The organism is Aureimonas sp. Leaf427 (assembly GCF_001425485.1).
GTDB lineage: Bacteria > Pseudomonadota > Alphaproteobacteria > Rhizobiales > Rhizobiaceae > Plantimonas.
In genome coordinates this window covers 36859-47462 of sequence record NZ_LMQW01000014.1, presented here as the reverse complement: position 1 = coordinate 47462, position 10604 = coordinate 36859, and the positions used below count along the sequence as shown (strand labels likewise).

At 62.0% G+C, this 10604-nt stretch carries 13 protein-coding genes; 11 read left to right on the top strand and 2 right to left on the bottom strand.

Going from position 1 to position 10604, the window contains the following annotated elements:
• The 3 genes from ASG62_RS11915 to ASG62_RS11905 all read left to right on the top strand — a co-directional run.
• The coding region (locus tag ASG62_RS11915; RefSeq protein ID WP_162247007.1) for a transposase at positions 1-223 on the top strand (223 nt) is incomplete at its 5' end.
• A 503-nt stretch (positions 224-726) separates the two neighbouring features.
• On the top strand, positions 727-1101 hold the full coding sequence (locus ASG62_RS11910) for a CidA/LrgA family protein (RefSeq protein WP_056695155.1): 375 nt from the start codon (positions 727-729) through the stop codon (positions 1099-1101).
• The gene (locus ASG62_RS11905; RefSeq protein ID WP_056695157.1) at positions 1101-1829 is read left to right on the top strand and encodes an LrgB family protein; all 729 of its coding nucleotides are present in this window, start codon (positions 1101-1103) and stop codon (positions 1827-1829) included. Before ASG62_RS11910 ends, ASG62_RS11905 begins: the two co-directional genes overlap by 1 nt.
• A 196-nt stretch (positions 1830-2025) precedes the next feature.
• Here ASG62_RS11905 and ASG62_RS11900 read toward each other — a convergent pair whose 3' ends face one another.
• On the bottom strand, positions 2026-2499 hold the full coding sequence (locus tag ASG62_RS11900) for a MarR family winged helix-turn-helix transcriptional regulator (RefSeq protein WP_056695159.1): 474 nt from the start codon (positions 2497-2499) through the stop codon (positions 2026-2028).
• A 69-nt stretch (positions 2500-2568) separates the two neighbouring features.
• Between ASG62_RS11900 and ASG62_RS11895 the strand changes: the two genes are divergently transcribed.
• The 7 genes from ASG62_RS11895 to ASG62_RS11870 all read left to right on the top strand — a co-directional run bounded on the left by ASG62_RS11895 (position 2569) and on the right by ASG62_RS11870 (position 7523).
• Positions 2569-2976: a VOC family protein gene (locus ASG62_RS11895; protein WP_056695160.1), complete on the top strand. Its 408-nt coding sequence runs from the start codon at positions 2569-2571 to the stop codon at positions 2974-2976.
• Positions 2973-3668, top strand: a complete 696-nt coding sequence (locus ASG62_RS11890; protein WP_244487586.1) for a glutathione S-transferase family protein — start codon at positions 2973-2975, stop codon at positions 3666-3668. The genes ASG62_RS11895 and ASG62_RS11890 overlap by 4 nt, the downstream gene beginning before the upstream one ends.
• 60 nt (positions 3669-3728) lie before the next feature.
• On the top strand, positions 3729-4439 hold the full coding sequence (locus ASG62_RS25520; protein ID WP_082537251.1) for a DUF1428 domain-containing protein: 711 nt from the start codon (positions 3729-3731) through the stop codon (positions 4437-4439).
• A 2-nt stretch (positions 4440-4441) separates the two neighbouring features.
• On the top strand, positions 4442-5236 hold the full coding sequence (locus tag ASG62_RS11880) for a VOC family protein (RefSeq protein ID WP_056695162.1): 795 nt from the start codon (positions 4442-4444) through the stop codon (positions 5234-5236).
• Positions 5237-5319: 83 nt separating this feature from the next.
• Positions 5320-5823 carry an SRPBCC domain-containing protein gene (locus ASG62_RS11875; RefSeq protein ID WP_056695163.1) on the top strand — a complete coding sequence of 168 codons (504 nt, stop codon included), beginning with the start codon at positions 5320-5322 and terminating at the stop codon, positions 5821-5823.
• Positions 5824-5873: 50 nt separating this feature from the next.
• The gene (locus tag ASG62_RS25515) at positions 5874-6188 is read left to right on the top strand and encodes a YdeI/OmpD-associated family protein (RefSeq protein ID WP_082537252.1); all 315 of its coding nucleotides are present in this window, start codon (positions 5874-5876) and stop codon (positions 6186-6188) included.
• A gap of 147 nt (positions 6189-6335) precedes the next feature.
• Positions 6336-7523 (top strand): MFS transporter, encoded by a 1188-nt coding sequence (locus ASG62_RS11870; RefSeq protein WP_056695165.1) that lies wholly within the window; start codon positions 6336-6338, stop codon positions 7521-7523.
• Between the two features lie 327 nt (positions 7524-7850).
• Here ASG62_RS11870 and ASG62_RS11865 read toward each other — a convergent pair whose 3' ends face one another.
• Positions 7851-8519 (bottom strand): glutathione S-transferase family protein, encoded by a 669-nt coding sequence (locus ASG62_RS11865; RefSeq protein ID WP_056695166.1) that lies wholly within the window; start codon positions 8517-8519, stop codon positions 7851-7853.
• A 769-nt stretch (positions 8520-9288) separates the two neighbouring features.
• On the opposite strand from ASG62_RS11865, the gene ASG62_RS11860 reads away from it, so the two are divergent.
• Complete coding sequence (locus ASG62_RS11860) at positions 9289-10497, top strand: ABC transporter substrate-binding protein (RefSeq protein WP_056695167.1); 1209 nt, start codon at positions 9289-9291, stop codon at positions 10495-10497.
• Positions 10498-10604 lie beyond the last annotated feature (107 nt).

Below are 10604 nucleotides of genomic sequence, written 5' to 3'. Positions count from 1 at the left end.
GGCTGACCTCGATCCGTGGCTCTGCGACGCAAAACCCAGCCTGATCGCGTCCTTCGCCCGCGGCATCGCCAGGGATCTCGCCGCCGTGCGCGCTGCCGTCACCGAGCCCTGGTCGAACGGCCAGACCGAAGGGCATGTCAACCGCCTGAAGCTCGTCAAGCGCCAGATGTACGGTCGCGCTAAGCTCGATCTTCTGGAAGCTCGCCTCCTTGGAGCGCCCTGATCGTCATCGAGACTGCGTCAGACCCAAACTTGCACGCCGAATGACACCTTGTTGCAAGGATCGAGTTGGCGCTAGGCCTCGGAGACACGCTCCTGACCATCCCGTCGCCCTCCCCGGAGGCAATCGCGCAAAGGCTGGAGTCCGATCCAGTGGCAAGGGCGAGCGTCGAAATGGATCTCCGAGAAGCCCTGGAGCGAGCCCGCTCCGTCATCGTTGAACGACGGGAAGAGATCGAGGGCGTTGCGGCGCGCCTTGCCACCACAGGAGGCTGGGTCGTGCGACATCCTGTGGCTTGGACGCCTGATCGAGCCGTATAAACAGCAAGGCTCCCGCTGAAGTCAGAGGGGCCTCGCCTGCCGCAAGCGTCGATCGCTCGGAGTTCCAACAGCTCGGCGTTATCCGGAATGCGAATTTGCGAGCGTCAACCGCGTATGCCCCCATAGCCGTGATAACTACGCGTTGATCGCGCAGATCCTTTGCGCGCCCAAACTCCGGATGAGGACATGCTCCAAGGTCTCTTCGTTCTCCTTGCCTGCCAACTAATAGGCGAGGCCGTTGCACATCTTCTGAACGTGCCCGTGCCGGGCCCCGTCATCGGGATCTTGGTCCTCATCGCCTATCAAGCGGGCCTCGATCGCTTGGCCGCGGGTCGGCCGGTACAGACCCTCGAGCGCGTGCAGGCTGCGGGCGATGGACTGCTCAAGTATCTCGGCGTGATGTTCATCCCGGCGGGCGTCGGGGTCGCGCAGTCCTACGGTCTCATTCTCGCGCATGGCATATCCCTCATCGCGACTCTAGTCGGCTCTACGGTCATCACGCTGCTCGTGACGGTTGGGGTCTTCAGGCTTGCAGCCCGGCTTCATGAGGAAGAAAGCTAATGAAGGACGCAGGCACCCCGATCTTTGACCTCTGGGTCTACCTTGCCGCGAGTCCGCTACTTTGGCTTACGATGACGCTCGGCGTCTTCCTCCTCGCACGGGCGGTGGCGCAGCGGAGCGGCAACCATCCGCTTGTGAATCCGATCCTTCTTTCAATCTGCATCATCGTCCCGGTACTCGGAGCCACCGGCACATCCTACGAAACCTACTTCGCGGGAGCTCAATTCGTGCATTTCGCACTCGGACCAGCGACGGTCGCGCTCGGGGTGCCGCTCTATCGTAATCGCGCGCTAGTCATGTCGCGATGGTTCCCGATACTCGCCGCGCTCGTCGCCGGCGCGGCCACCGGAATTGGTTCGGCCGTTGGACTAGCCGTGATCTTCGCCCTGCCGCAAGCGCTGCAAGCGGCGGTCGCGCCGAAATCGGTAACGGCGGGCATCGCGATGGGCATCGCTCAGCAGATCGGCGCCGACCCGACTCTGACGGCGGTATTCGTCATTGCAACCGGCATCATAGGCGCGATGATCGTGACCCCGCTGATGAACCTCTTCCGCATCAATGACTATGCCGCCCGAGGGTTTGCCGCCGGTCTCGCCTCTCATGGGATCGGCACAGCGCGCGCCTTCCAAGTGGACAGCATCGCCGGCGCCTTCGCTGGGCTTGCGATGGCCCTCAACGGCCTCGCCACCTCGATCCTCGTCCCGTTCATCATCGAGTGGTTACGGTAAGAAAACCGAACTGATGTTACAGACGTGCGGTTCGAGGACCAAGTGTCGGAGTATCTGCGGCCTAGACAGGTTCAATTCCGACCGCTCACTGTAAGGTGTCGGAACTCATATTCGAAACAGGCGCAGAACAAACACGCTGCACCAATGTCAGCCGAACACGTATACGCTTCGCCTAAATCTGTCCTTGCACATCCTATCAGACAAGTCGGTTCAAAGCCCCTCTCAATCTGCCGGCTTCGCCGTCGCCGAGCTCAGCCTCGATAGCCGCGTGCTCCGTCGTCCAGATCGGGGTGGCGCAGGCAAGGGACGCCTGCCCTTTTTCCGTCAGGATGAGGCGACGGGCGCGCTTGTCCTCGACATCCACCCGCACTTCGACGAGCCCCTCACGCTCGAGGGGTTTCAGGTTCGCAGTCAGGGTCGTGCGGTCCATGGCGAGGAGCTGCGCCACAGAGCCAAGGGTCGGCGGTTGCGGCCGGTTCAACGACATGAGAAGCGAGAACTGCCCGCTCTTCAAGCCGGTGGGGCGCAGGGCTTCGTCGAAGCGGCGCGACAGGGCCCGGGCCGCTCGCTGCGTGTGTAGGCAAAGGCAATGATCACGGACGTGGATTGTCGTCGCGAAAGGTACAGTGGAGGTTTCCGGTAGCGCCGGGACGCAGACTTCATTTGACACGACACATTATATGTTGATATCAACCCAGAAAACAAGCGTTCGAGGCCGTCGTGGGATTGGAGACCCGCCATGCTTTCGCACAAGATCTCGTCCGCCATTCTTGCGGTGTCCGATATGGACCGCGCCCGCGCCTTCTACGGCGGGATCTTAGGTCTTGCTGCGGTGGAGGACGGGAGCGATGTCGCGGTCTACCGGACCGGATCGACACATCTCGTGGTCTATCGCTCCGAGGAGGCAGGTACGAACCGAGCCAATGCCGTGATCTTCGACGCGGCCGGCGAGATCGAGGCGATCGTCGCCGATCTCTCGGACAAGGGCATTCTCTTCGAACACTACGAGATGGCCAGCGCCACCTATCGAGACGGCATCCATCACGCCGGCGACATGAAGTTGGTCTGGTTCAAGGACCCAGACGGCAACATTCTGCACATCAACGACATGCCCGCTCCGGTCGCCGGCATCGCGGAGGCCGGATGATGAAGCGCGAGGATTTCCTGAGCGGCCCCGTCTCAGTCACCGCTTACGACTGGGTGCCTGGCCTAGCGCAAGGCTACGTGCGCGATCTGCGCCTGCGCTGGGCTCTGGAGGAGGCCGGCTTTCCCTACGACGCAGACCTTCTGCCCCTCGCTGAGCGGGCAAGCGCCTCCAATCTGACCCGCCAACCCTTCGGCCAAGTTCCGGCAATGCAAGTTGGCGACCTCTCCATGTTCGAGTCCGGCGCCTGTGCCTGGCGGATCGCGGAGGCCAGCGACGTGCTGCTTCCGGACGACGCCACCGAGCGCCAAGCCTGCTTCTCCTGGTTCTTTGCGGCGTTGGATTCGCTTGGTCAGCCGATCGATCGCTGCGGCTATCTCCGCTACTTCGCCGAAGACCGTGAGGCCGCCGAGCGGATCGAGCCCCAGGCACGTGACTTTCTTCGTTTGCGGCTGTCGCGCTTGGCCGACGCACTCGGCGACCGCCCCTTCCTCGTCGGCGGGCGCTTCACGATCGCCGATCTCATGATGTCCGTCGTCCTGCGCAACGCCGAGACGACTGGCGATCTCGACGCCTTTCCGGCGCTTGGCGACTATGTCAGGCGCAACACCGGCCGCCCCGCGTTTCAACGGGCGATGGAGGCGCAGATGCAGCCGTTTCGCAAGAATGCGGCCAAGTACGAGCCGGCTGGCTGAGATCAACCACCCTCCTCCGTTCATTCGAACCATTCTTCGATCAACCGAAAGGCAGCGCCGATGTCTTACGTCCTAGGTTGCGTGCTTCCCATAGAGGCAGGCAAGCGCGACCGCTTCGTGGAACAGGCCGTGCAAGCAGCTCCCTTCTTTCGCGAGTTCGGCGCGTCAAGTGTCTTGGATGCCGTGGGCGACGATGTGCCGAAGGGCGAGGCAACAGACTTTCGCCGTGCGGTCGATGCGAAGGACGGCGAACTCGTCGCCTTCGGCTGGGTAATCTGGCCGGACAAGGCAACCAAGAATGCCGCAGAGCCCGCCATGATGAGCGATCCGCGCATGGACATGTCCGACATGGCCTTCGACGGAAAACGGATGATTTACGGCGGGTTCGAGCCAATGATCGACGAAGGTCCCGGCGGCGCCTTCGGCTATATCGACGGCTTCGTCCTAGCCGTGCCAACGGCAAGACGGGAGGAGTTCGTCCGCCACTGCCGGGAGGCCGCGCCTTTGTTCCTGCGCAACGGGGCAACACGCCATGTCGAGTGCTGGGGCGTCGACGTGCCCGAAGGAAAGGTCACCGACTTCCACCGCGCCGTGAAGACGCAAGCCGACGAGACCGTCTGCTTCGCGTGGATCGAATGGCCAGACAGGGAAACGCGAGATGCTGGACATGAGGCCGTCTCAGCTGAGATGGAAAGGATCGATATTCCGATGCCTTTCGACGCCAAAAGAGTCATCCATGGCGGCTTTGCCGTCGTCAGCCGGGAGAGTTGATCATGGCCAACACGCAGGGGACGCCGATCTGGTACGAGCTCATCACCGGGAATGCCGACGACGCGGAGCGCTTCTACGGCCATGTGCTCGGCTGGCGTTTCTCGCGGCCGCGGAGCAGCATGGAGCGCGACTACCGGATCGCGGAAACGGGTGGCACGGGCGTCGCCGGGATAATGCAGTGCCCGGCGGGCATGGAGATGCCGACCCGCTGGTTCGTTTATTTCGGCGTCGACGATGTCGACCGAACAGCGGACGAGGCTAGCCTAGCTGGAGCGACCATCCATGTTCCCCCAACCGACATTCCGGGCGTGGGACGCTTCGCTTTCCTCGCCGATCCGCAGGGGCAGATGGCCTACATCATGCGCGGCTTTGACGAGGCGCCATCCCGGGCCTTCGTGTGCGGAGCGCGTGCCCCGCAAGGTCACGCCGTCTGGAACGAGCTTTCGACGCCGGCTCCGGAGGCTTCAATCGCCTTCTACGGCCGCATCCTCGGCCTTCGTGCGGAAGGGAGCATGCCGATGGGCGATCTCGGCGAGTACCGCTTCCTCCAGGCTGGTAGCGATGGCATCGGCGCGGTAATGGGCGAGGTGCCGAATGGGCAGCCGGGCTGGCAGGTCTACTTCTCGGTCGACGACATCGATGCGGCCAAGGCGCGGCTGGAAACAGCCGGGGGCAAATCCTTGCAGGGCCCAGACGAGATTCCCGGCGAGGCCTTCGCCCTCGTTGCAGAGGACGATCGCGGCACGCGCTTCGGCCTGGTTGGTCCGCGTCGCGCAAACAGCGCCGCCGGCCTCTGAGCATCGACCCTGCATCCCGTTGGAAACGAACTGACGCGACGATCGAAAAACGCCGAATAGGGAAAAGACCAGGAAGAAACGGGATGGATCAGAAGGGCAACCGAACCGACAGTCATGGAAACCGTTCGCCGGTCGAACGCAAAGGACTGCGTGAACTCGTCATCACGCGGACTTTCCATGCCCCGCCCAGCGCTGTTTACGAAGCATGGAGCCAGCCCGCGTCCTTTCGGCAGTGGTGGGTACCAGCTTCGGCATCCGGGGTTGTGCTCGTGTCTTGTGAGATGGACGTCCGTACAGGTGGTCAGTATCGGCTGGAGTTCGGCACCGCCGGCTCGGGCACCATGGCATTCTTCGGCCGGTACCTCGAGGTGGTGCCGAACGAACGTATCGTCTGGACGAACGACGAGGGCGAAGAGGGCGCGGTCACGACCGTGACGTTCGGAGTTACGGACGGAAGGACGCTGCTGACCTTCCACGAATTGTATCCATCGGAAGAGGAGATCGAGGAGGCCCTACGGGGCGGGGCGGCCGCACTGCCGGAGCAACTGGAGCAGCTCGACGGTCTTCTTTCTGTCGAAACCGAATAACGCGGGTACAAGGCAGAACGACCGGCGCGAAGTGATCTCTGGAGGCTTCATTGGAAACCATATTCCCGCATGGCACCGTCCATGAAGCGGGGCAGGATCTTCAGATTGCCCTGCGATCCGACCCGATCGCATACCCGCTCTGGGAGGGGCTGACGCCACTTGGCCGAAACGAGTTCATCTGCTGGATCGAAGACGCGAAGCAGCCAGCGACAAGACAGCGGCGCATCGAGCGGGCCCTGGAGGAACTATCGGAGGGGAAAAGGCGGCCTTGCTGCTGGCCGGGCTGCATTCATCGAACGGACAAGGCGCCCAGCAAGTGGCAAAAAGCGGTCATGGTCGATGGAAGGCGTTATAACGGCACGTGAGTGTCCGTGAGCATTAAAGCCTCTGGATGCGCCGACAGACCCGTCGCCCGCTCCACAACCGTCGTTGAATGCCGGCTTCGGCAGGTCTATCAGGCGGACGTTCAGCCTGCCTGACAATGCAGGCGAGGCAACGAGGGAGCTCTTTTCATGTCCATGGCCGCCTCCGCCACACCGCGGTTCGAAAAGGTGACGCTCTCCGTTCTCGTGGCCGTCAGCGTCTGCCACATGCTGAACGACATCATGCAGTCGCTGCTGGCGTCGCTTTATCCGCTCCTAAAGCAAAACTACGATCTGGACTTCGTTCAGATCGGTCTCCTGACGATGACCTTCCAGGTCACGGCTTCGCTTCTCCAGCCGGCCGTCGGCATCGTCACGGACCGCTGGCCCCTCACCTACTCGCTTCCCGTCGGCATGCTGAGCACGATGTTCGGGCTCATCCTTCTGGCGCAGGCCGACAGTTTCGAGCTGCTCCTCGTGGCGGCGAGCCTTGTTGGCTTCGGTTCGGCTGTCTTCCATCCGGAGTCGTCGCGGATTGCTCGTTCCGCATCCGGCGGCCGGCACGGTTTCGCCCAATCGCTCTTTCAGTTGGGAGGCAACGCGGGAACGGCGATCGGTCCGCTTCTCGCGGCCTTCATCGTCCTGCCGTTTGGACAAGGCAGTATCGCTTGGTTCGCTTCCATCGCGATGCTCGGGATCGTGATCCTCAGCTGGGCCAGCCGCTGGTATGCCGGGCAGCGCCGGCTCCACGCGACCCGCGCGCCCGCAAGCCGCAGCCTTCCGCTGCCGCGAGGGGAGGTTCTCTTCGCCCTCGGCATCCTCGTCCTTCTGACCGCCACCAAGAACGTCTACATGGCCAGCATCTCCAGCTACTTCACCTTCTTCGTCATCGAGAAGTTCCAGCTGACGGTTCGCGAAGCGCAGCTCATGCTGTTCCTGTTCCTCGGGGCCGCCGCGGTCGGCACCTTCGCGGGCGGGCCGATCGGGGACAGGTTCGGCGCGCGCTTCGTGATCTGGTTCTCGATCCTCGGCGTCATCCCCTTCGGGCTTATGCTTCCCTATGCCGATCTCTTCTTCACCGGCGTCCTCAGCGTCGTCATCGGCATGATTCTCGCCTCGGCGTTCCCCGCGATCGTGGTCTTCGCGCAGGAATTGCTGCCGGGACGCGTCGGCCTCGTGGCCGGCATCTTCTTCGGGTTCGCCTTCGGCGCGGGCGGGCTCGGCGCTGCCCTTCTCGGCGGACTTGCCGATACGAGGGGTATCGAGTTCGTCTACAGCGCCGTATCGTACTTGCCGCTTCTCGGTCTCACCACGATCCTGCTGCCGAAGCTCGGATGACATTGAGCCTTTGCGGGCTGCACTTACGAGAAGTTTAGCCGCAAAACACCGAGAGGATGCATAACGTTGTTCCAAGGCCGACATTTGCGGTCCGCCGGAGATGGTCGTGCCAACGACGGCGGTGCCTTATCTCATGTTCTGTGCACCCGGCGTCACTAACCAAGACATCGGCGCCCTGCCCGATCTGAAGGATCCCCACAGTCTTGCGCACCCCTTCATCGATCGGCAGGGAAACGCCGAGCAGAGCTACATGATCCAGATGATCGGCCATGCCGAGAGGACGACGATCTTGGCAACCGAGAAGCGTTTGGTGGACGACCTCTGCGCTTACCGCGCCGTGTTGTGTCTTGTTGGTCCAGCTCCGTTGAACACAGCCAATTGATCCGCAAACGCTCGCTTGTAGGCGGGCCGTGCGACGCCGCGGGCGACGTAGGCGATAAGGTTTGGAAAGTCCTCCAAGACACCCGCTCCTGCCAATCGTCTGAGCACCGTGACCATCATCAGGTCGCCGACGCTGAACGTATCGCCCAGCCACTCGTCTTCCCCGAGCCATCTCGAGAGATCGTTCAACCGAGCCCTGATGCGATCATCCAGGAGGGGAATACGATCATCGTACCAGAGCTTGTCGCGTTCGTAGAAGCGAGCCTGTTCCCTCTCGAGGATCGGCGGCTCCACGGTGTTCAAAGCCGCGAACAGCCAAGCAAGAGCGCTAGCCCGGCCTTGCCCATCCTTCGGGAGGAGCCCGGAATGTTGCTGGGCGATGTGAAGGACGATCGCACCGGACTCGAACAGTTCGAGGTCCCCATCCTGGTAGGTCGGGATCTGGCCGAATGGGTGAAGCCGTTTGTAGGCAGGCTCCTTCATCTCCTCGAACGACACGAGGCGGACGTCGTAGGCCGCTGCGACCTCTTCTAGAGCCCAGCGAACCCGCATGTCACGTGCAAGCCCCTCTCCCCTATCTGGAGATGCTTCGAAGGCGGTGATGACGGGACGCATTCGGCGGCTCCGATTGATGAGGCTTGAGCTTACACATCCTTTGCACTGAACACCCAAGCCCTTCAGATGCTTTGCGAGACCTCGGTAGCGGCTCCTCAGAATCTGAGGCCATTTACCGTTCGTGGTCATGGCCTGCAGGTCTGTAGGGTAAGCTGTCCCTAAAAATTTGGTCCATCACTCAACGCGCTTTACACCAAATCGGTGCATTAGCAGCCTGAGCCTTTCGGCAGTAGGTAGTCGATCAAAGCCGCCAGCACTGTTCGAATCGTTTGGGCGGTCCTGCATCGTCAGCCCGCCGTATGCTCTCCGGACATCTGCGTCCGCGATACCGAGCGCCAAAATTCGGCGGATGTCGCATTCTCAGCAGTTTGTCGTCTCTACGGCAGCTGGCAGGTTTCCAACGAGGCCTTTGGGGAGAGTGGTACCATCGTTTCCTTCCAATCAGGACCTCTTGCCTCCGCCTTTTGACGCTATGATCCTCGAACTCAGAGGGTTCCGCGGTCTACGGGAGAGGTTTGGACAGCGGATGAGGATCCAGTTTTGATGGTTTCCGGCCACCGTGAGGCGTCCACGTGGCGGTCGTCTCGGTTGCACACCGAGGGTCAAGGTTCGTGGCATTCTCACTCCTTGCGCCAGCGGTCCGCTTAAACGTCCGGCATGCGGCGTGATGTAGTCGCGGCTCAGCCACCCGGGGTGGGACACTGAAACACAGCCATTGTTGAGGTCGGTCCGTCAGGACACACGAGGTTGAAAAAGGGAGGAACTACGAATGCGTTGGTCTTGGAAGAATGCGCTTCTGGCAGGCGTTGGAATGGCGGCCGTCGCGATGACGGCCGGCTTATCGGCTGCCCAGGAAGCCGAGCCCATCAAGGTGGGTTTTGCGATCGCACTATCGGGCTGGATGGCTGCCTACGACGAGGAGCCCTACAACGCCGCCCGCCTGAAGATTGAAGAAATCAACAAGGCAGGAGGCTTACTCGGTCGCCAGATCGAATATCAGGTGATCGACACGAAGACTGACCCAACCTTGGCGGTCAACTCGGCCTCTGGTCTTGTCGACTGGGGAGCAGACCTCATGATCGTATCGGGCGACTACGACACCGGGTCACCTGCGGCGTTCGTCGCCCAGAACGCCCAGACGACTGCGATCTCCTTCGGTGCGAGCGATCCGAAGATGGGCGTCCAAGGTGTCGGGCCTTACGTCTTTTCGGCCCATACGGCGGGGCAGGCCGCCGGCATCGTCATGGCGGAATACGCCTTCAAGGAACTCGGCTTCAAAAACGCCTTCATGCTTGAAGACGTGACCATGGAGGCGACGAAGTCTTCCTGCGCCGGCTTCGCCGCAGCTTGGAAGAATGCCGGAGGCACCCTTCTCGGACGCGACACGTTCCAGGGCAAGGACCCCTCGATCGCGGTCCAGATTACCGGCATCAAGGGTTTGGCGCAGAAGCCGGACTTCATCTTCATGTGCAGTTCCCTGCCCGAGGGCCCGATCGCAGTGCGGCAGCTTCGCGCCGCCCAGGTCGACATGCCAATCTTGGCCGATACCGGCATGAGCGGAGACTACTGGTTGGGCGGCGTGCCTGGGCTCAAGGACTTCTACGTGCCGACCTTGATGTCCATCACGCAACCCGATCCGCGCAAGGAGATCAACGACTTCCTTGCGGCATACAAAGCGCGTTGGGAAAAGCTTCCCACGACGGAGTTTTCCGTACTAGGGTTCTGCACGATCGAGCAATGGACCCGCGCTGCAGAACGAGCGAAATCCGTGGAGACGGAAGCCGTCGTCGCAGTCATGAACCAGTTCAAAGACGAGCCGCTGACCTGCGGGCCGACGACCTACAACGACCAAACCCACATCCAGGTCTCGCGTCCGCAGCTCATCATGAAGGTCGAGGACGGTTCCTTCAGACCCCAAGGCGTCTTTCAGAACGAGTTCGTTCCGGACCTGAACCTGCTTCTACGAAGCGGCCAATAGCCGAGCTGAGACGGCGGATCCGCACCCCCGCAACCAAGCGGATCCGCCCTCGCCTACTCACCTCGGTAAAGGCCTGACTCTTAACCGCGACTGCCGCTGGCCCATCC